This window comes from Bradyrhizobium centrolobii, assembly GCF_001641635.1.
GTDB classification, from domain to species: Bacteria; Pseudomonadota; Alphaproteobacteria; order Rhizobiales; family Xanthobacteraceae; genus Bradyrhizobium; species Bradyrhizobium centrolobii.
This window is the reverse complement of the sequence record NZ_LUUB01000040.1, coordinates 110,910-135,046: the sequence shown is the minus strand read 5'-3', so window position 1 is coordinate 135,046 and position 24,137 is coordinate 110,910. Positions and strand designations below refer to the sequence as shown.

The following is a 24,137-nucleotide window of genomic DNA, read 5'->3' as shown; positions in this document are numbered from 1 at the left end:
TCCCTGGAGGGTCGCTTGCGGGGGAGGGTGAACGCTCCGGTCAGCCCCCGTGCGAATCCACGACCTTGCGGCAGGCGTCGGAGAGTTTTGCCTTGTTGTCGCGCAGGCAGGCGTTCATCTGCGGCGGCTTGCCGATATGCTCGGCGCAGAACTTGCTGGCGTCGCCGCGGCAGGCCATCTGCTCCTGTGGCGTGGGGCCGGATTGCGCCGACCCGGGCAGGATGGTTGCGGCGAGCAGCAGCGCGGCAAGAACCGAAATCTTCATAAAGCACCTCTTTTTTGAATCGTCGTGGTCCGGCTTGTGATCAAGCGACGCGACCTTCGCGCGCTGGCCGGTCGCCGGTCCATGCCATGTTCATGGCATCGAATTGCTGCGCCGGCGCCGCGACGACGGCCGCACCTCCATCTTCATGGCATGTATCCGCGCGCCGTCTTTTGCCATTGAGGCCGCGTGTCGGCTGCGAGACCCGGCAATTGCACCGGGACGCCGAACGGGAAGCAGGAGAGCAAGATGTTGAAGAAGGCAGGAGCGTTGAGCGCCGGGCTGACGATCGTGGCGCTGGCGGGTGCGGCGATGGTGACGCTGGGCACGAGTCCCGCGCAGGCGGTGGTTTATTGCAAGACGGTCGGCGTGCCCAAGGGCTGCGTGGTGCGGCCGACCGCGGCGGTGGTGGTTGCACCGGCCGCGCCGGTTGCCGCGGCCGCGGTGGCGACGCCTGGCGTCGGTGCGCCCGGCGTCGGCGTGCGCGCCGATGAACCGCGGCGGTCCCGTCAACCGCGTCGGCGTGCGCTGAGCAGGTTCCTTCTTTACCTCGCCCCGCTCGCGGGGAGAGGTCGAATTCGAGCGAAGCTCGAATTCGGGTGAGGGGACTCTCCACCCATTCAGCAGTCACCGACTGCTCGGAAGCGGCCCCTCACCCCAACCCTCTCCCCGTAAGAACGGGGGGAGGGAGAAGCGAGATTTCGGGCGAAGGGACGACCTGCGAACGAGCCCCCCGTCCTCCGCAGGCAAAAATCCCGGCCTGCCCCCTCTCTCCGTGCGCCCCACACGTCCGGGGAGGGGGCTTTTCAGCTAGCCGCCGCGTCGCTGTCGGGAAAGCGTTGCGGCAATTGCAGCCGCACGCGCGTGCCTGAGGGATCCGACCTCAGATTGAGCGCCGCGCCGCAGCGCGTGGCGCGGCTCGTCATGTTGCGCAGGCCCCGCGCCGTCTGCCTCGCCCTCACTGCCTCGCCGCGCGCTCGCGCCAGGAGCCGAGCGCGAGCATGAGGTCGCCGCCGATATCGTCCATGGAATCGATGACGAGGCGAAGGTCCTTCAGCGCGGCGCGCGCCGCATCCGTGATGGTCGCGCCCTCATGGCCACGTTCGGACAGCGCGACGATGCTGACGAGCTGGCCGCCGAGGCCGTCGTGCAGATCGCGCACAAGCCGGGTTCGCTCGTTGGCGAGCGCTGCGGCCCGCGCCCGCTCCTCCTCGCGGGCAAAGCTCGCCTTCAGCCGCTCCTCCGCCTCGCGCACGCGCGCGACGAGCTGGCCGGCGAAGCTGTCGACCTGGTTCAGCGCGCGGGCGAAGCGCCACGTGAGCCCTGCGCCGATCGCGACCAGCATCGCCGAATAGGACAGGCGCGTGACGAAGGTGCGGTCATCCGGAATGATCTCGAACACCGAGAGCATGTCGTGAAACCAGCAGGTCAGCACGATGGTGACGGCGCAACCGAAGGTGAAGCTCGCCGCATCCTGCCGCTTGATCACTGCTCTCGTGACGATGACGGCCAGCAGCATCAGGCACACACCGACCGTCGGCACACCGAGAAACAGGAAGACGATGCGTGGCAGCGGCTGGCTGGCGATCAATCCGACGAACAGGATTGCAAGCCCCGGCACGAACAGCAGCATCCCGTAGCGTGGCCAGCGCCAGCCGAAGAACAGGACCGAGAACACGACGACGAGAGCGCTCTCGATCGGTGCGGACGCGAGCAGGAGCGCGGCAAGCCGTGGATACGGCGCCGGCGGCACCGGAGCCGGCACGAAGGCCTGCAGCGCGCCGATCAGCATGCCGAGCGCCAGCACGCCGTAGACAGGCTCGCGGCGCCGCATCAGCCACATGATGGCGAGGATCACGGCGAGCAGCGATTGCCAGGCGGAGAACACCACCGGCAAGGTGACGAACAGCAGCGTCCGCGTGTTGTAGGCGGGACGCAGACGCTCGTCCGGCCCGATATAGACAGTGTCGAGAAAGCCCTTCAGCGGGCCCCATACGAACAGCCGCACGGTAAGCTGGTTCGAACCCTCATGCAGCAGCGATGAGGGGATCACCGCGATGACCGGCGTGTTGCGGTCGGGCCGGTTGGCGGTGTCGTTGCGTCTGCTGTCGAGGACCACGACGCCATTGACCGCGACCTCGGCGGCGTTGCTGAAGCACGGCGGAAACACCGACCAGGCCTGCGTCTCGCCGGACGGGAGTGTGAAGGTGCCGCTGTAAAGCGGCGGATCCTGCAGCGAATAGCGTGACGAGGTGTAATGCGGCAGCGTTACCGGGCGCGTCGTCCCGTTCTCGCGTAGCGAGAATTCCAAAACGGCATAGTCGTCGGGATCGTCGGGCGGCATCAGCCGCAGCACCAGGATGCAGGCGATCACGATCAGGATCTGGAGCAGCAGGTAGGGCACGAAACGCGAGGCCAGCAGCCGGCGCCGCGTGCGCGTGGGTGCCTTCGCCGCGATCTCGCTCACAGCTTGATCAGACCCTGCTGCACCGCCTCGAACACCGCTTCGCTGCGCGTGTGCACCTCGAGCTTGCGATAGATGTTCTTGATGTGGCCGGGCACGGTCTGCCGCGACAGGCCGAGATGGCTCGCGATCTCGGCATAGCTGAAGCCCTTGGCGATGCCCCAGAGGATGTCGATCTCGCGCGGGGTGAGCTTTGCGGTGTTGAGCACGGGGCCTGGCGGCGGCTCGGCTGAACCTTGCGCGGTACCTTGCGTTCTGCGCACGATGAAGCGCGCGATCGAGGCCGAGATCGGCGAATGTCCCGCGACGAGCTCGCGGACGGTGGTCGCGATGTCGGTCGGGAAGGCGTCCTTGAGGAGGTAGCCGGTGGCGCCGACGGTGATCGCGGTGATCACGCTCTCCTCGTCGCCGAGCGCCGAGATCACCATGATCTCGGTCTCCGGAAAACGCTGCCGCGTTTCGCGGATCAGCTCGACGCCATGACCGTCGGGCAATCGCAGATCGGTGAGCAGCACGCGCGGCGCGGGCTCGCCGAGGGCAGAGCGGGCCTCGCCGAGCGTGCCGGCGGTGCGCACCTCGTAGCTGGTCTTGACCAGCGCGTCCTGGAGCCGCCAGCAGGTCGGCGCGTCGTCCTCGACGAGGAGGATGGTGATGGCCTCACCCGTCTCGCCCGGTTCGGTCATGATCATCGTCCCGCACCGCGTGTCCCCCGCGGGCAAGCAAACTTAACCGCGACGCGGACGCCGCGACACCCATAATCATGGGGGCGGGGAAAACCTCGTTTCCCGGACACAGAGCACCGCTCTGACGCGAGAGGCGCTGCTCCCGGTGTCAGTTGCTCGCCAGCGGCGTTGCCGGCTTGTCGGGCGGCATCGGCGGTGCGGGCAGGCGCTGGACCTTGATCTTCGCCGTGCCGCTGTTGTTGCGGTAGAAGAGATCGCGCGGTCCCTGGATGACATCGAGCCACGACGGGACCATCCATTCCGGAAGCAGCTGCGGGAAGATCTGGACGGCGTCATTGACGTAGAAGAACAGTTCGCCGGAGTCGGGCGCCACGAATTCCGCGACGACGCGATCGGCCAGTTGCTGCTTCTTCCAGACCTGTTGCGCCTCGGTGAGCATGCCTGGCGGGATCGGTTCGAACTTGCCGAGCTCGTCGAGCCTGCCCTTGAACTCGACTGTATCGTCGAGCCGCACAGGGTACCTGTTCCGGCTCCTGCTGATATCGTCTTCCGCGGGCAGGGTCGGCTTCATGCGGCGCGGCAATTCGTCGGCGGGCATCACGTTGATGGCCTCGAGCGGCATGTCGTTGATGCCTTTGCTGCCGACACGGACCACGGGCTGGAACCAGTCCGCGGCGAACAGGCGCCGCTCCGGCAGGGCGACGTAGTGATGTGGCTCGTAGGTCGCAAACCCGTTCACGCCGCTCATGATGGTGCGGTCGAACCAGGGCTCCCTGATCTCGAGAAAGACGCGGTATTTGCGGCCCTTCTCGACCGCGAGCCCGCTCCACCAGCAAAAGTCCCTGGTGTCGAATGGCGCACGTGCGTCAGTCGGCTCGTCCAGCACGGGGATCCCGGTCTGGGGCGCGGAGGAGTCCTTCATCGCGGGCGGCGCGCAGACCGATCCCAGGGCGAGGCGGCCGGTGAACAGGCTGCTCGACAGAATGAGTGCCGCCGAGCCGAAGATCGCGATCAGGAAGACGGCCGGCACCAGCCCCTTGGCGATGACGAGCCGCGCCGGGCCGGCATTCAGCCGCATCCAGTGGCCGAACCGCATCAATACGCCCGGCTCGTCGATGTGCTCCCGGCTTGCCCTCCGCCGCTGTGTGTTCCAGGCGAGGCGTGCGCGCTCCTGGATGGTGTCGCGCAGCTCCCCGTTCTTGTTCCAGATCCACCAGGTGATGATCACCACGATCGAGGTCAGGAAGGGGTAGTAGGTCGCGATCTTGAGCCAGGGCGCCGCATAGGATGGCAGCACGTCTCTCAAGAGGTTGGTGAGCGGCGCCACCACCGCGCTCATCACCCAGTCGATGTTGGTGATGAGAGACAGCGTGCCGGTGCCCTCCAGCGCGCGGTCCTCGGACCACTGCACCAGCGCGTGCGCGATCCACGGCCAGGCGGCGATCACGCCGACCATGAACAGCAGCGAGAAATAGGCGACGCGCCGCCACCACACGGTGTCGCGGGTGAGGCTCGACATGGCGGCATCGGGCGTGATCATCGTCGTGAAGGCCCTGGCCTCCTCGGCGCGGCGCGGGCCGGTTGCCTTCTTCAAATAGGCGGCCTTCATCGCCTCGCGCGTGCGCTGTTCGTCGAGATCCTTGCTCTCGCCCTCCGAGCGCAGCGGCAGCTTCGTTCCGTCCGGCAGCAGCACCAGGGAGTCCGCCGGAAGCATGATCGGCGCGTAGTCGTCGCAGCCGAGCAGCATGCGCTCTATGACGGCGAAGTGCACGACCGGCGCCCCGCCATTCGCCGCGCCCGCGAGGATCGGGCGCGGCCCGTAGCGGTACAGCACCGCCGCGCCGCTGCGTGAATCATGCATCGGACCGATCGCCGACTGATAGTCGCGGAAATGCTCGATCGTGCCGTCCTGGAAGCGAAGCTTGCCGCCGAGCTGTTCGACCATCCAGACCAGCGGCACGAAGGACAGCGTGCATTCCGGATAGCCGCCGCCGATGTCGGAATGGACGCCCGCGAACCACACTTCCTTGACGACCTGCTCGGCCGGCAGATTGCTCTGGTCGATCCGCAGCGGATGGAAGGTGGTGCGCTCGTCGTCCAGCGCGAGCGCGTGGCAGGCGTGCTTGACCTTGGGCGAGAGCCGGTGATTGCGGAACGAGATCGGCCAGATCGCCCAATCGATCGCGACGCGCAGCTCCTCGATCGGAACGCCGAAGGCCTCGACGGTGTCGAACAGCCCGAGGAATTCGATCTTGACGTTGTCGCGGCCGTTCATCGCCTTGCGAACGTCGGCATAGGAGCGATGTCTGCAGACGAAATGATAGACCATGAGCAGGAAGTCGCGGATCCAGCGCGTGATCCAGATCGTCGGCAGGCTCTTCGACATGGGCACGGTGGTGCGACGGTATTCGCGCCAGGCGGCCATGGCGTTGCGCTGCATTTCCGCATGCGACACCGCATCCTTGCCGATCTTCGCCGGCACCAGGCCCTGGCTTGCGATCATGGCCGCCAGCGTACGCGCCGTGAAGGCGCCGCGGCTGAAGCCGAAGATGTAGATCTCGTCGCCCTCCCGCCAGTTCCAGCACAGGAAGCGGTAGAGCTTGCGGACGTTGGAGGGCACGCCCATGCCGGTGGCGCCGTCGAGCGCGGCGAGCGGCGCCCAGCCGGCGGTGCCGACGCCCTTGATGTAATGCGCGATCTGGTCGGGCTCGGTGTGATCGAGCGCCTCGTAGAGACGCCAGACGCTGGATTCCTGGGTAGTGAACGCGTTGCCTGTGCCGTCGGCGAACAGCACCAGCTTGCGCTTTGGTAGCGTAGCGGACGCCGGACCGTCGGCCTTTTCATCGGGCGCGTCGTCGGTGCGTGCAGGATCGGCGTTCTGCGCGCCATCGTGATGCGGCATGGACCCCTCCGACAATCTCACCGGGGTGCCTTCAAGCCCTGGCCGGGCGGCATCCTCCGGCTGCAATCAATGGCTTCGTCATGAAAACAGAGTGCATTCTGTGCACAAACCCGCTGAGGTAGCAAGCAGGATCACGCTGCTCCACTCTGGCCGTGTCGGTGCGGAACGGGAGGCGGGGTCTCGCGCTGGTCGGCGTCCAGATGACGGAAAGATCCTGCGCGGCCTCTCCCCGGAGCCGAGGTGAGGCCGCGCGTTCAGACCTTACCTGCCGTTGCCGCGGCAGCCGCCATAGGGGCCGACATGGTAGCCGCGCGGGCAGGCATGCGCCGCGGGGTTGGCATAGTTTCGCAGGCAGCCGCCGTAGGACCCGCGGTGCCAGCCGGCGCCGCAGCCGCCGGCGACCGCGATGACATAGTCACTCGCGGTTGCGCCGAGCGGCGCCAGCGGCATGGCCCGGGCGGAGCCTGCGATCGCACCGAGCGCGAATGCTGCGGCAAGAACGGTTCGTATCATTGTCTGTCCTCCCGGATCAGTGCCCGGCGGCAAAGGCAATGCCGGCACGCACCTCGGCGATCGCCTGGTCGATCAGGCCGATTGCCTTTTCGCGGTGACCGCCCTTGTTGGGTTCGGCCTTGCCGAGCTCGGCACGGGCCGATTGCAGGATCGCGATGGCCTCGTCCATGTGCGGCTGCGCGCCGAGCGCATAGCCGATCGCGAGGCTGGCCGCGATGACGCCGCCGAGCACGAGGCTGCGGGGTAGAGAGGTTCGCATGTCGTTGTCTCCTCCATCCCGCTGCCGCCGAAGAGGCCGGCATGGCGATCGTCGCCCATCTGCTCGATCTCGCGGCGATCGGCTTAGGGGCCCGCAGCGACGTCGCTGCCGCCGCGCGTCGCCGCGGCCTGCGCGCCGTGCGGCTCAACGCCGTGCTGTCGATCCTGCAGGCGCGCTTCCACGAACCGGACTTTTCCGCGCAGAGGCTCGCCGCTGCCGCCGGCCTCTCCGAACGCTACGTCAACGAGCTATTGTTCGAAGCCGGCGCGAGCTTCACCACACGCCTCAACGAGCTGCGCCTGCGCAACGCCGCCGACCTCCTCGCGCAACGCGAGGGCCGCATCAGCGACATCGCCTTTGCCTGCGGTTTCAACGACCTCTCCTATTTCAACCGCTGCTTCCGCCGTCGCTTCGGCCTGACGCCGACGGCGTCACGGGGGAAGTGAGGCTTTGCAGGGCGGGCCGAATTCGCCCGCCGCCTGCGAGAATCGGGAGCGCCGCGGGTTGACTTCCCAAGGGAGAAACTCGAAACCTCCTCGGCGGCAGTGTATATTTCGCGCTTGGATTGAAGCCTGCATCATGGTCCGATTGAGCCCATCAACTCCGGTGTCGCGTTCATGTCGGCTGATCTGCCGCCTCGCGCTGTCGGTTGTCCTGACGCTGGTCGCGGCGACGAACGCGCTGGCCGAGAAGCGCGTGGCGCTGGTCCTCGGCGTGTCCAACTATCAAAGCGTCCCGCGGCTGGCCAATCCCGACAATGATGCGGCCGCCATCGGCGACGTCTTCAAGCAGATGGGTTTCGATGTCGTGGAGCTGCGCCGGGATCTCGGCGTGTCCGAGATGCGGCGGGCCGTGCGTGACTTCGCGGCGGTCGCGGCGGATTCCGACATGGCCGTGGTCTATTACGCCGGTCACGGCATCGAGGTGAACGGGGTGAACTTCCTCATTCCGGCCGATGCGAGGCTGCAGAGCGATTTCGACGTCGAGGACGAGGCCGTCCCGCTGGATCGGATCCTGCAGGCGATCAACCCGGCGAAGCGGTTGCGGCTGGTCATCCTCGATGCCTGCCGCGACAATCCGTTTGCGGAGCGGATGACGCGCAGTACCGCCACGCGCTCGATGGGCAGAGGCCTTGCCAAGATCGAGCCCGCGACGCCCGATACGTTGATCGCGTTCGCGGCCAAGGCCGGTGCGGTTGCCGGCGACGGCGACGGGGCGCACAGCCCGTTCGCGACCGCGCTCCTCAACCACCTCGCGACGCCGGGGCTCGATCTCCGCCTGACGCTCGGCCGGGTTCGCGACGAGGTCTTGAAGAGCACGGGGCGCCGGCAGGAGCCTTTTGTCTATGGATCGCTCGGCGGCGATACGGTGGCGCTGGTGCCGCAGGTGACGCCGCCGGTCGATCCGAATGCAGAAGCCCGGCGGGATTATGAATTCGCGGCGCAGATCGGCACTAAGGAGGCGTGGGCATCGTTTCTCGCCGTTCACGGCAGCGGGGTCTACGCTACGTCCGCCCATGCGGCGCTCGACAAGCTCGATGCGGCGGAGAAGGCGAGCGAGAAGGCGGAGCTGCTGAAGCGGCAGGCCGAGGACCAGGCCCGGCAGAAGAGCGAGGACTTCAGGAAGCAGATCGAGGAGCAGGCGGCGCGCCAGACCGAGCAGGCCAAGCAGCAGGCCCGGCGCGATCTCGAGAAGGAGCGCCAGCGCATCGCCGAACGGGCCAAGCGGGAGCTCGACGATGCCAGGCGGCAGGTTGCGGAGGCGCAGCGGCAGGCCGAGGCCGCGGCGGTTCAGGTCGAGCAGGCCAAGAAGCAGGCCGCGCTCGATGCGCAGCAGCAGATCGAGGCGGCAAGGCGCGAGGAGGAACGGCGTGAGCGGGAGCGGCAGGCCGCGCTCGCGGCGCTAACGCCGCCGACGGCTGCTGCCCCGGCTCCCGCTCCGGCCGCCATGCCGGCGATGGATCCGGCGGACGTCGCCCGCCTGCTCCAGGCGCACCTCAAGCGCGTCGGCTGCGACCCCGGGGCCGCCGACGGCGCCTGGACTGCGCTGTCGCAAAAGGCGCTCGACAGCTTCAACAAATATGCCGGCACCAAATTCGACATCAAGGTCGCGAGCCTCGATGCGCTCGATGCTGTGCGCGCCAAGCCGGATCGCATCTGTCCCCTGGTCTGCGCCAAGGGACAAAAGGTCGACGGCGACCGCTGCGTCCAGATCGTCTGCGAGAACAACTACGTGCTGGATGCCCAGGGCGAGTGCCGGCGACGCCCCGATCCGCCGCCGCAGAAGCCAAAGGCCGTCTCGCGCCATGAACCGAGCCCGCGCGGGCCCGCCGCTCCTCCGGCCAGCATCGAAGGCGGCAGATGCTATTCCTTTGGCGGAAAGCAGTATTGCCAATGATGTTCGCAGCGGTGCTATCGCCGCGCGACCGTGAACCGGCTAATCCGCCTCTACAAGATCTCCACCCGCGGCGGCGGATAGCGCCGCGCCAGCACCGACAGCGGCAGATGCCGCTCGTCCTCAGGCAGTTCCAGATAGGCCAGCACCTGCGGCCGCTTCCAGTCGCCGACGCCGAAATCCATCGCCATCCATCTCTGCGGCTCGGGCCCCTCGAGGCCGCGGACCCAAACGAAGAAGCGGGGGAGGTCATCGGCGTCCGTTTCCGTCGTGCGTCTTCTGGCCATCAAAGCTGCTCGCTACATCAACACCGATCGCCGTAAGATATAGGTACTGGCTCGGCGCGTTGAACTCCATGCCGGGGGTTTTGCGAGGCCGCAAATCGGGTCGGCCAGTGAACGCGTGGGTCTGGAGATATGAACGAAACCGTGATCGATGGTTGGGGTGACGCTTCGGAGGTGGCGGAGAAGCTGGCCGGTTCTTGGTCGTTCAACCGGGTTATCGAAGGCCAAGGTACGATGCAGGGTGTCGCGATCGTCACGCCATCGGACAAGGGGGGACTGGCCTATCGCGAGCAGGGAAATCTGAAACTGTTGAACGGCACCGAGTTGCAGGCAGAACGCGAGTACATCTTCAGCAAGAGTGACAGAGGCTTCGAGGTTTTCTTCAACGAGAATCCGCCGCGGCTATTCCACGACATATCACTGTCTGCGACCGTTGGCGGAGACCTGAGCGGAAGCGCGGTCCATCTCTGCAATCTCGACAACTATCAGTCGACTTACAACTTCCTGCCGGATGGTCGCTTTGTCGTTCGTCACGTGGTATCGGGTCCGCGCAAAGGCTACACGATGACCACGACCTACACGCGTGTCGCGCGACGCTCGGGCCCGACTGCGCAGAGATGAGGCCTCCGGCTGGAAGCATGTAGACTTGGCGCGGCGCGCTCGCAACGTTGAAGCGTGTCGTGGAGGAAGGGGGCGGGAGCTGACGCGGCTGGGACTATTCCCGCGGCGCTCCGGGTCCCGGCTCTGCGCAGCAACGCTTACGCAGTGCGGTGCGTCCGGGACGCGGACGTGAGCAGGCGGCCGCCTCTCGTCACTGCCAGAGTTCGCTCTCTGCCACGCGGTTGATGTCGGCGAGCCGCCGGCTTGCATCGCCGTTTAGGTCGAGACTGGCGACCAGCGTCAGCAGGCGATGATAGGTGTCATCGGCGACCTCGACCGGCAGCGGGGCCTCATCAAAGGCCTCGACATAGCTGCCGACAAGGCTGCTCAGGAGACGGCAGAGACCGCGCTGCCCGGGGTCGTCGCGACCGAGCATCTCGAGTTTCTGCTGGAATGTCCGGAAGGTCCGCAGGCCGTGGTGCTGTTCGGAAAGCCACGTGTGCAGGTCGTTCATGTGAGCCTCTTCGGTAAGTGAAGAAGCTACCGGCTTATACAGTGGAGATGTGACGATTGCTAGGGACGAGGGGATCGAGATTCGGTGATCCAGTCCGCCCCCGCCAAGGCTTCGGCAGGACAGCCTTCGCTGCTTCGCCCGGATAACGCCGTGCGTGGCTCGCCCAGCCGTAGCTGCGAAGCAGCGAAGGCTGGTGCCCCTGGCCGATAATCGCCTAGTCCAATAACAATTTGAATTTGCAGTAATTTTCGCCTTCGGTTGTTGCCGATACCAACACAAATACCAACAAGCTGACGCGCGGTATTAGCTGGCAAAAATTAAACAGTGGGCTCCCCGGCAGCAGGCACGTCGCATGCTGGTTCGGTCTGCACAATCGCCTCGACCGGAATCGAACCTGGCTCTGGCTCCAGACCCCCGGCGGGATCGACCTGACATAATATCGCGAGGTCAAGGCAGGGTCTTGCCATGCGAACCCCATCCATGTGCTCCACGATGTCGAGCGAGACACTTACCTCGTGCCGGACGACTTCGGGGGACTCGGTTGCGCTTGGCGCGAGACCAACCCTGGGAGCGCTGATCGCGCGACGCTGATCCGCGATCTGCTGGACGGCCTATGACGATGGTGTGTCAATTTCCGGGAATGCACTGAACAAGGCGACGCGGATCATGGGCTACGATACCGGCCACGGCGCGACCGCTGCGCGCACAGCTTCCGCCCAACCGCGTCGACCCTGCTCAACGTGGAGGGTGCATTCGACGGCGATGTAGTGGAAGCCCAACTCGGCCACGACACGGAGAAAAAAGCGCCAGCGGCACGACGAGGTGGCGGCGCCAGCTTGGAAGGGGCGACAAGAATAGGTCCGCGGCATTTATAACCGTGCGGCCTATTGGCGCGAACGCCCGCGTTTAATGCTCATTGGTCCGATCGCCGCGACAGCCTGCGCAATGGTGCGCCTGCCGTCTTGCTGCGCAGATCGGCGGCCTAGCTTGCGCTTGTTTCGACCCTCGGCAGCGAAGCGTGATATTCATCCACGCTGTCGAGGTCGATCATGGTCTTGCCTCCCATCTTGTAGGCCCTGATCCTTTCGTGGCGATCAGCTCGTAAGCCTTGGTTTTTCCGAATTTGCCATAGCGGCACCCCTCCTTGAACTCCACGAGCCGGCGCCGGTTGTTGTTATCATTATCAACCATGGTTCCTGCATTTGCTTCGATGATCTCCACGACAATCAAATGAGATCCAGCTGAGCGAGATGGGAATCTCCACGGCGCGACCTTGTCCGAAAGGACGAATTCAAATCGGAACGCATCTCCAAAGACGCCAATGAAGCAGATCGGCAAGTCGCGTCTGACGGCGACCATGAAGAGACGGGCACTCAAGCGTAAGCTGCAGGTATCGCACCCCGACAGTTCCATTCCGTCGCGGATTTGGATGAAGGCTCACCCGCGGCCGAAAACGTCAGGCAGGCCGTATCTTGAGGTTGGAGCCTTCAAATTTCAGCCCGGGCACGGCCTCGAAGATCGTTCGGACGAGATCTTCCAGCCGTTTGCTCTTGAGGTCGGCCTTCGATGTCGCCGCAACCTCCTCGAGTGCTTCGGCGCGCGGCGTCATCGGTAGCCGCTCCTTCGGCCCAGACCGCAAGGGGGGCCGCGACCGGTCGCCCCCAAGCGGAACACTTTAGGATCACTCCGGCCGCGCGATGATCTGGTGATGGGCGTCCATCCCGATGCGGCCGCGTTCCATACCGTGCGACCCGCCGCCGCTGTTGTAGATGACGAGGACGGCGTTGTCATGAGTCGGCATGCTCGGCAACGTCAGGGTGATGCTGGCGGTGCCGTCGGCCTTTGCGGTGAAGCTGTTCGTCTTTCCGACGCCGTCCATCGGCGTAAAGCTGATCGGTTTCGTGTCGAAGTGGTTCTCGAACAGGCTGTAGCTCGCGTTCGGCTGCAGGTTCTTGAAGGTCGCCTCAAGCGTCACCTTGCTATCCTTTTCCACGATGTTGACGGTGCCGGTGGCGGAGAGCCACGACTGGAGATCGAAGCCCAGCGGCTTGTGCGCGGCGTTGAACAGCTTCGACGTCTTGGGATCCTGGTCGATGAACGGCGGCCGCTCGCCGGCGACGTGCTTGATGCCCTGCGGACCGGTCGCCTCCGGTGCGGAGGCATCCTCGACGAAGACCTGAGGGTCGAGCGTCTTCGGCTGCTTGGTTTCCGCCGAGAAGAAGGCGGCGTGAGTGACGAACTCCAGCTTCAAGGGCGAGGCCGCGAAGCTGCCACCAACAGAAGCGATGAGCAGTCCGGCCGCCGCGGCCGAGAGGAACAGACGTCGTTCGTGCGCTTTATTCATTTGGCATTGTTGCCTTTCGAGGTGGCCGAACATAGGCGCCGCACGCCCAACCGGCGCCTATAACATCAGCCCGGACGCGGAGGCCCGACCCTCAGTTCGCTGCGTGCCGCCTCGATGTTACCTGCGGGGGGCCTTTTAAGGCCGACCAGAGGAGCCTATCTACAACGGCCGCCGCCAATGTGACATACACCCAAGGATTTTCTTGGCCATGTTACCAGGCGAAGCGCAGGGGGTGTCGCCCATCTCCTTATCATGATCTGCCTGCAATCGGTGGCGATATCCCTACCTGAGGGCCGATAGAGGACCGTTTCGAACAGGCTGAAATGACCCGCTTGAGCGATACCGTCAGCGTCGGCGATCAGCTTGGCTAAGGTGTTATCAGCGGCCAGCTCCCGCGTCGCGGACTGCCCAGGGAGCAGCCGCGTGTCGGAGCCTTCGCGGGACTTGCTGCCGGCAAAAAACCGGCAGCAGAGATATTGAATCCGCTGGTTCCATCCAGGGCGATGGATCAATAGCGATGCCGCAGTCCCGAATGACGCGAGTGGATCGCGTGTCGCTTCGGCGCGTAGGCAAAAGCAGCGGTCGGGCCGACCGACACGGACGCAATCGCATTCCGTGCATTCGGATACATAGCTGCAAACGCCGCCGGCTCCTGCTGGGCAAACTCTGCCGACACCGGCGTCGCTGCGATCATTGCCAGAACTGCTGTCACACCGAAGATACTGATCTTGGTCATAGCTTCTCCCTCCCTGTGTCGATCAGTCGCAAGAGTTCGCAACTCCCTCAAAACCAGCACACGCATAGACTCGTCCGATCCTTGAAAGCACGCGGGCTCTCGCTGAGCCCGGACGTTCAAGAACGTCTGATTAGTGCGAGTTGAGAATCTCGAAACTTCCGAAGCGCACGCTGTGCGCTTCTATTAATCAGTTCGGAGGAAGTGCCGCGGTGGTTACGCCCTCACAGCGGCTTGAAACGATATCCGGTCAAGCGCCTTGCGGTCGCGAACTCACGCAACGCTGATCCGGCTTATAACTGTCTCGGAGCTCAGAGAGCGTGACTTCCGGAGCTATGGCCGTTGAACTACTTTCTCGAAGAGGCTGAATTGGCTCGCTTTGGCGATGCGGTTAGCCTCCGCAATCAGCTTGGCCGACGCGCTATCGGCTGCCAGTTCGTGCAACAGGTTGTCGTAGACGTGCTGGTGATAGAAATCATCGGGGTGCACTTCCAACCAGAACTTCACCCGGCCACTCATAGGCCAAGCTATCTCCAGCGTCGCTGACTGCCCCGGGAGCAGGCGGGTGTCGGAGCGCTCGATCCAATCGCCATCAACCGAGGCCACCTCCCGCCAGATGACGTAGTGGACTTCTGAGCTGGGGACGGGACTGCCCGATTGATCGAGAGCGACCCCTTTCATGATGACCTTGGGTGTCACGTAGGTGGGAAATGCATGGCCGATTCCGGTGCTGGTCAGGCGAAATTGCGCCGCTTCAGGTTTGGCAACGAACTCAGGCGTGAGCCCGGAGCGCACCATGTCGGGATCGTGGATGCCTCGCCAGAGATGCTTGCGCTCTGGCATGTGACAGGACTGACATGTCGTGCCGCTGCGCGCGGCCGGACTCTGCTCCCATTCGACCAGCGTGTTCTCCAGCGGCTTGCCGTTGATGGCCTGCTCCTGAGGAAACTGATGGCAGGCCGCACAGAACTCCGATTTCTCGAATTCCGGGACGCGCATCACGCCACCGTGCGGAGCGCTGGCATCGCTCTGTCCGACGGCGCCGGTGTCGCGCTGCGGCGGGCCAAAGCGGCGATGGCCTCTTAGGTGGCAGCCGCCGCAGGAATTTCCGGCGTCCGCAAGTCCGTGACCGATGCCGGAATGGCCCTCGGCCGTTCGGCGCGCCGCTTCAAACGCCTCGCGTTGTTCAGCCAGCGGTGCATGGCACTGCATACAGACCGCGGTGTCGGCCGCGTCGTAGGTGAGGAGCTGGCCGACGAGCCCCGGCGAGAAAGCCCTGGCGTGCAGGGATGTCCGCCACTCCTCAAGCCTGTCGCTGTGGCAGCCGCCGCAGCTCTCCGGCGCGAGCGAGCGCTCCTCCGGCGTCCATGCGCGCGGCGCTTTGCCCTGCGGCGCGAGCGGCTGGTGCCAATAGTCGGTGGGCAGCCGCTCTGCCGCCGGAGAAACCCCGTTCGAAAGGCAAAGCAGCAATCCGACGACCATCAGATGAGTTCGCGAGATGCTCATCGGATTCCGGGAGGATGGTGTCTCCATATCACGGCATCGTGCAGGTCAGCGAGCGGCGGGGTATCGCGGTCGAGTATAGCCCCGCCCGAGCCCACGAACGCTTGCTACTTCTTCGGTGCGCAGGGATTGGCCATCTTCTTTGCAGCCGGCGCGCAAGGGTTCGCGGCCTTATGCGCCTTATGTGCCTTCGGCGCGCACGGATTGGCCGCTTTGGTTGCCTTCGGAGCGCAAGGGTTCGCAGCCTGTGCGACGGTCGGCAGCGAAGCCATCGCGACAAGCCCGCCAAGCGCGGCGATCGAGCTCAGGGTTACAAGCGAAGTCTTAAGCGAATTCATCGCAATTCTCCTGTGGATTGAAACGTCAACGTCATTCACGGCCGGAGTTGTCACAACGACCGGTCAGGGGATTCGACGATCGCGTCGAAGCGAAGCAGATGGCCCCTGGTGATAGGTTCGCGGTCAGCCATAAAAAGGTTACGTGCCCAGCAGCGCACGGCCGCCGGGCTCGCCGTCAATTTTCCGGGCCGATCGATGTTCTTTTGTGAATCGGGCTACCTGGCCTGAAAGCGTGGAATGCAAACGCAAACGTGACGTCGTAGGGAATATCGGACAGCTGGCCGTCGTGCCGACGCTGCACGACCACGTTGCCGATATCGCGGCCACCCGCGATGGTCCTTTTGTCGAGCGCCGAGGTTTGCCCGGCTTCCCATCTGAGAATGATGTCGCCGCTTTCGATCGTGCCGCGCTCTCTTAGCAGCGACAGTGACCAGGCTTCGTGATGATCCAGCCTGATCTCAACCGCAACCACGCGCTCCATCGGATCGATCCCGTCAGGCAGCGAGCCGTCGTAGAGGAGCGGCATTTGCCCGCTCGCGTCATACCCGACATAGGGATTAATACCGTAGCGGCGCGCGGCTGGATCGTGTGGGATCAACACCTGTCCGTTGGGAAAACGCTGACGGAAGCGGACAAAAGATTCCAGGCGTGACGGAAGCAGGTGAAGGCGCTTGCCGCTCATCACGCCCACGATGGCGTCGCCCTCGAATTGCTGCCACCAACTCTCGGTTTGACGGTCGTACATCACGAGATCCGAGTTTCGGAGCTTGCCCGTCGTGCCGAAATCGAGCACGCGATTCTCCACCGTGCGTTCGAAAACGAGGGCGGCATTGCAGAGCGGGCAATAGGTGACGGCCACGGGCGTACCGCCGACAGTATCGTTCGCGATCTCGTGCCAGATCAGAACGCTAAGGGGATACGCCCGCGCGTCGCCGCGGATGTCGAGTGTGATGACCGGCTCTGCGTCGCCGATGCGAGAGGCCCATCCAGTTGCAGCGCCGTCCTTGAGCCGCTCGAAGCGCGGCGTATCGATCGACGGAATACCGTCCTTGGGCGGGCCGCCAGATTTAATCTCGCGCAACGGAACAGTGTGCCGCGAGAAGTCCGTGCGGGGCCATTCGGCTCGCCAACTCCCGGGCTCGGCCATGGCTTGGCCGACGGCCGTACCGATGATCACAGCGACAAGCATTGCCGCTGCCGGTACTCTTGCCCGGATGAGCTTTGGGAACCTCAATGGCTCACCGCTGAGGAGCTTTGTTCCGCCTCAGCGCCTCCAGATCGCGATCTGCATCGATTTTCGACGTCTATGATTCGCTCGACCGCCCGAAAAGGTTACCGACGGGCTGCGAGTAACGAGCTCCCGTCAACGTTCGCCAAAGCGAAACATGATATTCGTGGCGCGATATCTAAGGACGTATTTTGCGAAGTTGGAACGAAACCGCGCCATAGGTGCAAACGGCATAGGGCACGAAGTAGGTGAGAACGATCTTGAGCCAATTGATCGGCGTCTCGCCAAGCAGGGCGTCGCCCTGGTTGATGAGGTTCAGCACCGTCCCGACCACAAGGGCAACAAAAAACGAACGGCGAGGGACGCCATCAGAGATGGCGCAACGGCATATGAGCCTCAATGTCGACATCCGTCGCCCCAGCTTGCGTTCAGTTTTGCGACGCACCGATGATTTTTGGTAGTTCCACAAGCGTCTCGATTTCGAAGTCGGGTTGGCCTGGCAGCCGTTCCTTGCGCTGTCGATACCGATTGCACCAGACGACCCTCATTCCAAATGATGACGCGGCATAAGCATCCCAGGCGTTCGACGACTGAAACGAAATCTGGGACGCTGGAACGCCTAGCTGATCGACTGCGAGCTGATAGACTCGAGGATCGGGCTTGTAGACGCCAACCTCTTCGACCGACAGTACGTGATCGAGCAAGCCATCGATCCCTGCGTTCTTTACAGCCGAATCGAGCATCTCGGGCGTCCCGTTCGATAGGATCGCAGTTTTTAGTCCGGTGGCCTTCAGCTGCCGAAGAACGTCGGGCACCTCCGGGAATGTGTCGAGCGTCAAATAGAGCTCCATCAAACGATCGCGCAGCCCCGGCTGTTTGAGCATCAGGGTCTCCAACGAGAAGTCCAGGGCATCGCCAGTCACCTGCCAGAAATCGGCATGACGTCCTTGTGCGGCGCGAAGCCAGGTATATTGCAGCTGTTTTTCGCGCCAAAGGGCGGTCAGCTTGTCAAAACTGTCGCCAAGCACGTCGCGGCAGCCGCGGGCTGCCGACGCAAAATCGAACAGCGTGCCATAAGCGTCGAAGACACAAGCCCGGACAGGACCCGGCGAGCTCATTGCCATGACCTTACCTCCGTCTAGCTGACTAGCGAGTCTATTGCGCGCAGAGCGAGCCATATACCACTTTGAGCGCTGTGGCGGGAAAGGTGATCAGCTTGGCTCCGCGCGTTGAATTTGCCGCGGTTCCCAGCCCACGCGGTTTTGACCCTTGCAATACACGCTTTAGAGCGGTTCGCCCTTTCTCAGCCGGGTTACGTAGGCACCGACGAATCTTTTGGCCAGGCCGAATCCCGTTTAAGCGCTGGGCGAACCAAGGCGTCCGCTCTTTGTTTCGCGCCAGTCGCAACGTTCGGGTCGGGCATGAGTTGGAGGCACCGATCACGAAATCCCAATCGATCGTTGACGATCAAGGAAGCACCAAGCGTCCGACCCTGCCTCCATAGTATTCAGTGAACCACAGCGCGCCGTCTGGCCCGGTCGTGATGCTGTGGGGTCCGCTACCGTCCGAGGGGACCGTGAATTCGGTGACAGAACCGGTCGTCGTGATCCGGCCGATTTTGTTGCCGACGATGCAGCGCGAACCTGGCCGGCGAATGCAACTGGCTTCGGTAAACCACAAGGCGCCGTCCGGCCCCGTCGTGATGCCCCAAGGCTGGGCATTGGGATCCGGAAGAGCGAATTCGGTTATCTTGCCATCGGTGGTAATTCGCACGATTTTGCCACTAACCGGTTCGGTGAGCCACAGCGCTCCGTCTGGCCCAGTTGTAATGCCCCCGGGGCTACTATTCTCCGGGGGTATCCTGAATTCGGTCACCGCGCCCGTGGTCGTAATCCGCCCGATTTTACCACGAAATTCCGTGAACCACAGTGCACCGTCGGGTCCAGTCGTGATCTCTCCACCCTTGGCCGCGGGAATCGCGAATTCGGTAACCACGCCGGTGGTCGTGATCCGCACGATTTTGCCTCCGGCTTCTTCGGTGAACCACAAGGCGCCGTCTGGCCCGGTCGCGATGCCAAGCGGCCCAGACGACCCGGGGGCCGTGAACTCGATCAGTTGCAGGTTTTCGGCGGTGGCGGTCGTCGGAATGCGCCCGATCTTCTTCGACGTGAACTCGGTGAACCAAAGCGCGCCGTCAGGCCCCGTTGTGATCGAATGCAAAATGCCATCGCCCTTGATCGGGAATTCGGTGATGCTCCCCCCGGTCGTGATCCGCCCGATCTTGCCCCCAGACTCGGTGAACCACAGCGCGCCGTCTGGCCCAGTCGTGATTGCGGAGGGACGGCTGGCGGGGGGGGGACGAATTCGGTGAATGTGTGGGCAACAGCAGGCATGGTTTCCGCGACCGCCCCCAATCGGAGCGCCATTGCCAGCAACAATGAAGCGATAGCAATCCTCATGGCCTTCTCCACGATGGCCTCGCGCTGATGCACGATCTCACGAACTCGAAAACGCGAATAGCAGTTTCCTGAAGCTGAGGTATGGCGCCCCGCTTTACGAGTACATGACTTAGATGATCATTCAGCCGTGTTGAGTAACCTTCCCGGGCTCAGAAGCGAATTTACAAGCAGCACGCCAACGCGATGGCGTCCACACGGCACGGACCAGAGTAGAAAACTCGTCCATTCCGCGGCAGGAGGAGCTAAAAGACACATGCGAACCACCTCTGCGCACTCCATCCGAATAACTCATCGATCAAGCGGCGAAGTCATTGCCGAAGGACCGGTCGGCTTTTGGGGTATCACGCCGTTTGAGGGAAATCTCTACATCAGCCGAAAATGCCTGAAGACCAACCATTTGCGACCGAATTGGGTGCCGGGGCTCTGCATCTACAAGTTCCTATACGTTTGGCTCGATCTGCGGCTCCCGAACGGAACGTGGGAGCCGTTTGTCGGATGGATGTACTGGCTGCCAAATCCGCTCTTACCATTCATTGCGTTTCGACCAGCCGTTCCTCGCCTGTCGCCAGTGTTACAGGTCGAAGAGATCATTGGTTGAGGCGAACGGAAATCAGGGCTGCTTCCAGTGGCTACTAACCCCTTAGGCGCGACTCCGGTCCGCCCGAGCGTTAATGTCCTGTCGCGGCGGGACATCGTTCTCTCAGGTCTGATTGGGACAGTTGGATTGCTTGTGACTGATGCCGTTGCGGCGCCGCAAGCGCAGGACATTCCCACCTTCAAATCCGGCAGATATCAATTTACGACTATTTGGCCGCAGCAGCCGTTGCCATCGATCAGGCTGTTTCGCCTTGAGGGGGGCACGATTGATCTCTTGTCCCTCCGCGGCAAGCCGATCCTTTTGAATTTCTGGGCTTCGTGGTGCGCCGCCTGCCGAACAGAATTGCCGGTCCTTGAGCGCCAGTACAGAAGCGCTTGGCGGAAAAACCTGCATGTCGCCGCGGTTTCAGAGGATAGAGGCGCTCGCGAAACGGTTGAACGCTTCGTCAAGACGCTCCAGCTGCGAACCCTTCCAATCTATTTGGACCCCAATCGCTATGTCGCGCATTCGGACAGCGCCAATGAAAGGAACGCGCCATTCACCCTTTACGCGATGCCGATCACCTATCTCATCGCAAGTTCAGGAACGATCATTGGATATATGCCGGGCGTCGCGGATTGGTCGTCCCCGGCGGCGGATAGCCTGATTGAATACCTGCGGAACTCATAGCGCTCCGCGAAGAGTTGCCCCGATGGCGATTCAGCAGCTTTCGTCGTTATTCGACGCCCTATTCGGCCGCCGGAATTTTTGAGGCCCCGCGGTAACTTTTCTGGATTCCGAGCGAACTATTGTCGGGTATCGGACGGAGCTGGACAGATCATGCTTTCAAGACTCGACAAAGTTTTGCTGATTGGGGCGGCGCTCTTTGCATGGTCGCCTGTCGCGTGGGCCGGACAGCCGTTCGACGCTAAAGCATTTCAATCCGCCCAGGCCGCGGAAAAGGCCATCCTGGTCGACGTCACCGCATCCTGGTGTCCGACCTGCAGGCAGCAGCGGCCGATCGTCGAGCAGATCGAGAAGGAAAAGCCGGATCTGATTGTCTACGAAGTCGATTTCGACACTGCGAAGAACGTGTTGAAGCGGTTTCGTGTCCAGTACCAGAGTACGCTGATCGTCTTCCATGGCGCGAAGGAGGTTGCGCGCTCGACTGGCGAGACCGATCCCGCGCTCATTCGCGCGATGATCGCCAAGGCATTCTGATGGTGGCCGGTCTCGGGAACTTGGCGCTCGGCTACGCAGCCGGCGCGTTGTCGACGCTGTCCCCTTGCGTACTGCCGATTCTGCCGATCGTCCTTTTCGGCGTTGTCGAGCGCCATGCGTGGGGACCGTTGGCGCTAGCCGCGGGGCTGTCGACTTCGTTCGCCGGCGTCGGGATAGCTATCGCATCGGCCGGTTTCAGCATCGGAGTTGATCCGTCCACATTGCGTCTCGTGGTCGCGGCCGTGCTGGCTGGCATGGGAGCGGTTCTCCTCGTTCCAGCGCTTCAGGACAAATTCACGACCATCGCGGCGCCGGTCGCAAGCAGGGGGCAGGTGCTGCTCGATCGACTGCAGCCGTCCGGATTAGGCGGCCAGTTCGCACTCGGCGCCGTGCTTGGGGTCATCTGGTCTCCCTGCTCGGGTCCCACGCTCGGCGCAGCGGTCGGGCTCGCTGCGCAAGGCGACAACGTCGCGACCGCAGCGGCAACCATGATCAGTTTCGGATTCGGAGCGGCAACGCCGATCCTCGCGCTCGCCTATGGATCGAGACAGGCCATCTTCGCGCGGCGCGATCGGTTCGCGCGCGTATCGCGCATTGGTAAGCCTCTGATGGGCGCGACCTTCGTTGGCATCGGCGCCTTTGTCCTCACCGGCTTCGACAAGATCGTCGAGGCCGCTCTGACGCGCGCCATGCCGGATTGGTTGGTGACTGTGACGACGCGGTTATGAAGCCCGTCGACTTTTTCAAATTAATGGCGTGTGGCAGGTCGTGAGCGGGACCGGCAAGCTTCAGAAGCTCAAGGGGGTAGGGACCTTTCATCAGGTCGCGACCGCCCGACGGAGCGACGATCCGTTCTCGAGGGCGAGTTGGTCCAGTGAGAGCAGACCGCGATGCCACAGAGTTCTCCAGGAAGATTAGGCGCAGTGGACAATGGACGGTCCAACAAAGTCACTGATCTTGATATTCTCGGTCTCGAGCACCAGGTATCCGTTGAACGCTGAGCGACCATCGACAAGCTCGCCACAGGAATGATCCTTGGTTCGCCGATGGTCGTGCGTGGCCTTCCTGAAGGAGGGCGCCATGTTGCGATACGTCCGCCTTGCGGCGGTCGCCTTGATTGTCACGTTGACGACGACCCCGGCCGGCGCGGTTGAGTTGTGCGCGAGCCGGCCCGATTTCGTCGCCTTGCTCAAGGATAATTTCGGGGAGGTCGTGATGGCCCAGGGATTGTCCAGCAGCGGCCATCTGGTGGAAGTGTTCGTTTCGCCGGCTGGCACGTGGACAATCCTCTTGTCGCGCGCTGACGGTCTGTCCTGCATTGTCGATGCTGGGGACCCATGGCTGACGTCGGCCAGCCGGTCAAGCGACGCTGCACAACGTTAGCCAGCAGATCTAGAGAGCGGATGGGCGAGCGCAGTCCGCTGTTCATGAAAGTGGTGCAGGACTGCTTATCGCCTCCGCTCGTTGGACCGGCGGGTGCTGGCGGATGCCCCCGCGGTGCTTGGAATGACTTGACTCCGTACAGTGGTACGGAGTGCATTCTCTCCAGATAGGTGCGCCATGGGCAAGGGAATGACGATCAGCCGGGCCGCCGAGCAGGCGGGAGTCGGTATTGAAACCATCCGCTTCTACGAACGCCGGGGCTTGATCGAGCGGCCGTTGCGACCGAGAAGCGGCGGCTATCGCGTTTATGAAGGCGCTGTCGTTGAACGCATCCGTTTCATCCGGCAAGCGCAGGACCTCGGTTTCTCGCTGCGCGAAATCCTGGAGCTCCTCTCGCTACGGGCCGATCCGGCCACGGATTGCAGTGACATCCGAGCGCAGGCAATGACCAAGCGCCGGGAGGTCGATCGCAGGATCGCGAAGCTTCAGCAGATGCGGTCGGCGCTCGACCAGCTGATCGGGACCTGCCCGGGCGGTGGCGCTCTGCGCGCATGCACAATCATCGATGCGTTGGCCGGACCAGGTAGAGGGGAAGCGGAATCATCGGAACCGGCGTCGGCCTGCCCGTCTAATCAACTTGAGCGCAGGGGTCGAACCGCGAAGGGATCAAGGATGAAGACAGCTCTTTTCAAGATAGGCGGCATGCACTGTGACGGTTGCGCGCGTACGATCGCTGCGGTCGTCTCGGCAGAACCAGGGGTGCAGAAGGCAACCGTGTCCTTTAATGCCCAGGAGGCGCGCATCATGTTCGATCCGCAAGCGACGGACGAGGAACGCCTCGTAGTGGCCGTGCAAAAGGCGGGCTATGCGGTGGTCGGCAGGCCATCGTAGCAGGGAAACACCGATGAGTCTGGCCCGCAGACCAGGTCGCTCTCGTCGCCCACGCGCTTCCGAAAGGCTCAGGCCCATTTCAGTGTTCTGAAATCGAATTTGCCTTCGATCGTCGGCTTGACGATGCGAAAGTAGGGAGAGACGTCGAAGTCGCGCGGCGCAAAAAGAGAGTGGTGGCGGATGTGCATGATCTCGTCAACACAATCAGGACATTGTTCTGTTGCCGCGGCGCGATACTCCACGGTAGGAAGCACCGGATAATGCACGGCCTGGAAGGCCTGCGCGATCAGCGTGGAGCAGATGGCACGCGTAGGATCGCCGCTTCCGAATGCGATCATGCGCCGGCGAAATCGCGTGGGGACCGGTGGGGTCGGCAGTAGATACCGCGCGAGATCAATGACATTCTTCAGATCGTAATGATGTCCGAGCCGGGCGATCGCAAAATCGGCGACGGCGCGACACTCTTCCTCGTTGAGCCCTACCGGGCGGCAAATTCGGGTGGGCATGCCGGTGAACGCCTCGACACCGACGCTGCGAACGCCCGCAATGAGATCGGCTTCGACGAAGCAGTGCGTTGATCGGGCA

At 63.4% G+C, this 24,137-nt stretch carries 28 protein-coding genes and 1 pseudogene; 10 read left to right on the top strand and 19 right to left on the bottom strand.

Annotated features, from left to right (window positions below; translation table 11 throughout):
- Window positions 1-40: 40 nt before the first annotated feature.
- Window positions 41-265 carry a cysteine rich repeat-containing protein gene (locus AYJ54_RS10975; RefSeq protein WP_063698935.1) on the bottom strand — a complete coding sequence of 75 codons (225 nt, stop codon included), beginning with the start codon at window positions 263-265 and terminating at the stop codon, window positions 41-43.
- A gap of 246 nt (window positions 266-511) precedes the next feature.
- On the opposite strand from AYJ54_RS10975, the gene AYJ54_RS10970 reads away from it, so the two are divergent.
- A complete protein-coding gene (locus AYJ54_RS10970) occupies window positions 512-865 on the top strand; it encodes a hypothetical protein (protein WP_430641423.1) in 354 nt (117 codons plus the stop codon).
- A 203-nt stretch (window positions 866-1,068) separates the two neighbouring features.
- Here the strand turns inward: AYJ54_RS10970 and AYJ54_RS10965 are convergent.
- From AYJ54_RS10965 to AYJ54_RS10945, 5 genes and pseudogenes are all read right to left on the bottom strand, one after another.
- A pseudogene (locus tag AYJ54_RS10965) lies at window positions 1,069-2,729 on the bottom strand (sensor histidine kinase).
- A complete protein-coding gene (locus AYJ54_RS10960; protein ID WP_063698952.1) occupies window positions 2,726-3,409 on the bottom strand; it encodes a response regulator in 684 nt (227 codons plus the stop codon). The pseudogene AYJ54_RS10965 and the gene AYJ54_RS10960 overlap by 4 nt, the downstream one beginning before the upstream one ends.
- Before the next feature lie 148 nt (window positions 3,410-3,557).
- Window positions 3,558-6,311 (bottom strand): T6SS phospholipase effector Tle1-like catalytic domain-containing protein, encoded by a 2,754-nt coding sequence (locus AYJ54_RS10955; protein ID WP_063698934.1) that lies wholly within the window; start codon window positions 6,309-6,311, stop codon window positions 3,558-3,560.
- 261 nt (window positions 6,312-6,572) lie between these two features.
- Window positions 6,573-6,824 (bottom strand): GCG_CRPN prefix-to-repeats domain-containing protein, encoded by a 252-nt coding sequence (locus tag AYJ54_RS10950; protein WP_063698933.1) that lies wholly within the window; start codon window positions 6,822-6,824, stop codon window positions 6,573-6,575.
- A 16-nt stretch (window positions 6,825-6,840) separates the two neighbouring features.
- Window positions 6,841-7,083: a hypothetical protein gene (locus AYJ54_RS10945; RefSeq protein ID WP_063698932.1), complete on the bottom strand. Its 243-nt coding sequence runs from the start codon at window positions 7,081-7,083 to the stop codon at window positions 6,841-6,843.
- A gap of 41 nt (window positions 7,084-7,124) precedes the next feature.
- Between AYJ54_RS10945 and AYJ54_RS10940 the strand changes: the two genes are divergently transcribed.
- Window positions 7,125-7,529, top strand: coding sequence for a helix-turn-helix transcriptional regulator (locus tag AYJ54_RS10940; protein ID WP_245328986.1), 405 nt, complete (start codon window positions 7,125-7,127; stop codon window positions 7,527-7,529).
- Window positions 7,530-7,662: 133 nt separating this feature from the next.
- A complete protein-coding gene (locus AYJ54_RS10935) occupies window positions 7,663-9,480 on the top strand; it encodes a caspase family protein (protein ID WP_063698931.1) in 1,818 nt (605 codons plus the stop codon).
- Between the two features lie 50 nt (window positions 9,481-9,530).
- Here the strand turns inward: AYJ54_RS10935 and AYJ54_RS10930 are convergent, their stop codons facing one another.
- Window positions 9,531-9,764, bottom strand: a complete 234-nt coding sequence (locus AYJ54_RS10930; RefSeq protein WP_063698930.1) for a hypothetical protein — start codon at window positions 9,762-9,764, stop codon at window positions 9,531-9,533.
- Window positions 9,765-9,893: 129 nt separating this feature from the next.
- Between AYJ54_RS10930 and AYJ54_RS10925 the strand changes: the two genes are divergently transcribed.
- The gene (locus AYJ54_RS10925) at window positions 9,894-10,382 is read left to right on the top strand and encodes a DUF6314 family protein (protein WP_063698929.1); all 489 of its coding nucleotides are present in this window, start codon (window positions 9,894-9,896) and stop codon (window positions 10,380-10,382) included.
- A 190-nt stretch (window positions 10,383-10,572) separates the two neighbouring features.
- Here the strand turns inward: AYJ54_RS10925 and AYJ54_RS10920 are convergent, their stop codons facing one another.
- The 11 genes from AYJ54_RS10920 to AYJ54_RS10875 all read right to left on the bottom strand — a co-directional run bounded on the left by AYJ54_RS10920 (window position 10,573) and on the right by AYJ54_RS10875 (window position 19,385).
- Window positions 10,573-10,875, bottom strand: a complete 303-nt coding sequence (locus tag AYJ54_RS10920; RefSeq protein ID WP_063698928.1) for a hypothetical protein — start codon at window positions 10,873-10,875, stop codon at window positions 10,573-10,575.
- 1,047 nt (window positions 10,876-11,922) lie between these two features.
- The gene (locus AYJ54_RS52235; protein ID WP_245328985.1) at window positions 11,923-12,252 is read right to left on the bottom strand and encodes a hypothetical protein; all 330 of its coding nucleotides are present in this window, start codon (window positions 12,250-12,252) and stop codon (window positions 11,923-11,925) included.
- Between the two features lie 79 nt (window positions 12,253-12,331).
- Window positions 12,332-12,484 (bottom strand): hypothetical protein, encoded by a 153-nt coding sequence (locus tag AYJ54_RS50620; protein WP_161491838.1) that lies wholly within the window; start codon window positions 12,482-12,484, stop codon window positions 12,332-12,334.
- A 72-nt stretch (window positions 12,485-12,556) separates the two neighbouring features.
- The gene (locus AYJ54_RS10910; protein ID WP_063698927.1) at window positions 12,557-13,219 is read right to left on the bottom strand and encodes a hypothetical protein; all 663 of its coding nucleotides are present in this window, start codon (window positions 13,217-13,219) and stop codon (window positions 12,557-12,559) included.
- A gap of 508 nt (window positions 13,220-13,727) precedes the next feature.
- Window positions 13,728-13,955, bottom strand: coding sequence for a hypothetical protein (locus tag AYJ54_RS10905; protein WP_063698926.1), 228 nt, complete (start codon window positions 13,953-13,955; stop codon window positions 13,728-13,730).
- 330 nt (window positions 13,956-14,285) lie between these two features.
- Window positions 14,286-15,434, bottom strand: coding sequence for a multiheme c-type cytochrome (locus AYJ54_RS10900; RefSeq protein WP_161491837.1), 1,149 nt, complete (start codon window positions 15,432-15,434; stop codon window positions 14,286-14,288).
- A gap of 128 nt (window positions 15,435-15,562) precedes the next feature.
- Window positions 15,563-15,793, bottom strand: a complete 231-nt coding sequence (locus AYJ54_RS10895; RefSeq protein WP_063698924.1) for a hypothetical protein — start codon at window positions 15,791-15,793, stop codon at window positions 15,563-15,565.
- 175 nt (window positions 15,794-15,968) lie between these two features.
- A complete protein-coding gene (locus tag AYJ54_RS10890; protein ID WP_063698923.1) occupies window positions 15,969-16,982 on the bottom strand; it encodes a DUF3179 domain-containing protein in 1,014 nt (337 codons plus the stop codon).
- Between the two features lie 217 nt (window positions 16,983-17,199).
- Window positions 17,200-17,430 (bottom strand): nitrate/nitrite transporter NrtS, encoded by a 231-nt coding sequence (nrtS, locus tag AYJ54_RS10885; protein WP_063698922.1) that lies wholly within the window; start codon window positions 17,428-17,430, stop codon window positions 17,200-17,202.
- 19 nt (window positions 17,431-17,449) lie between these two features.
- Window positions 17,450-18,145 carry a haloacid dehalogenase type II gene (locus tag AYJ54_RS10880; protein WP_063698921.1) on the bottom strand — a complete coding sequence of 232 codons (696 nt, stop codon included), beginning with the start codon at window positions 18,143-18,145 and terminating at the stop codon, window positions 17,450-17,452.
- A 343-nt stretch (window positions 18,146-18,488) separates the two neighbouring features.
- A complete protein-coding gene (locus AYJ54_RS10875; protein ID WP_430641424.1) occupies window positions 18,489-19,385 on the bottom strand; it encodes a Vgb family protein in 897 nt (298 codons plus the stop codon).
- A gap of 825 nt (window positions 19,386-20,210) precedes the next feature.
- On the opposite strand from AYJ54_RS10875, the gene AYJ54_RS10870 reads away from it, so the two are divergent.
- From AYJ54_RS10870 to AYJ54_RS10850, 5 genes are all read left to right on the top strand, one after another.
- Window positions 20,211-20,747, top strand: a complete 537-nt coding sequence (locus AYJ54_RS10870; RefSeq protein ID WP_161491836.1) for a TlpA disulfide reductase family protein — start codon at window positions 20,211-20,213, stop codon at window positions 20,745-20,747.
- Window positions 20,748-20,897: 150 nt separating this feature from the next.
- Window positions 20,898-21,278, top strand: coding sequence for a thioredoxin family protein (locus AYJ54_RS10865; RefSeq protein WP_063698918.1), 381 nt, complete (start codon window positions 20,898-20,900; stop codon window positions 21,276-21,278).
- Window positions 21,278-22,006 carry a cytochrome c biogenesis CcdA family protein gene (locus AYJ54_RS10860; protein WP_063698917.1) on the top strand — a complete coding sequence of 243 codons (729 nt, stop codon included), beginning with the start codon at window positions 21,278-21,280 and terminating at the stop codon, window positions 22,004-22,006. The genes AYJ54_RS10865 and AYJ54_RS10860 overlap by 1 nt, the downstream gene beginning before the upstream one ends.
- A 352-nt stretch (window positions 22,007-22,358) precedes the next feature.
- On the top strand, window positions 22,359-22,661 hold the full coding sequence (locus AYJ54_RS49175) for a hypothetical protein (RefSeq protein WP_136623605.1): 303 nt from the start codon (window positions 22,359-22,361) through the stop codon (window positions 22,659-22,661).
- 177 nt (window positions 22,662-22,838) lie between these two features.
- Window positions 22,839-23,552 carry a MerR family DNA-binding protein gene (locus AYJ54_RS10850; protein WP_063698915.1) on the top strand — a complete coding sequence of 238 codons (714 nt, stop codon included), beginning with the start codon at window positions 22,839-22,841 and terminating at the stop codon, window positions 23,550-23,552.
- Between the two features lie 68 nt (window positions 23,553-23,620).
- On the opposite strand, the gene AYJ54_RS52230 is transcribed toward AYJ54_RS10850, so the two are convergent.
- A complete protein-coding gene (locus AYJ54_RS52230; protein WP_245328984.1) occupies window positions 23,621-23,890 on the bottom strand; it encodes a hypothetical protein in 270 nt (89 codons plus the stop codon).
- Window positions 23,891-23,971: 81 nt separating this feature from the next.
- Here AYJ54_RS52230 and AYJ54_RS52225 point away from each other — a divergent pair, with 81 nt between their 5' ends.
- Window positions 23,972-24,130, top strand: a complete 159-nt coding sequence (locus AYJ54_RS52225) for a hypothetical protein (protein WP_245328983.1) — start codon at window positions 23,972-23,974, stop codon at window positions 24,128-24,130.
- Window positions 24,131-24,137 lie beyond the last annotated feature (7 nt).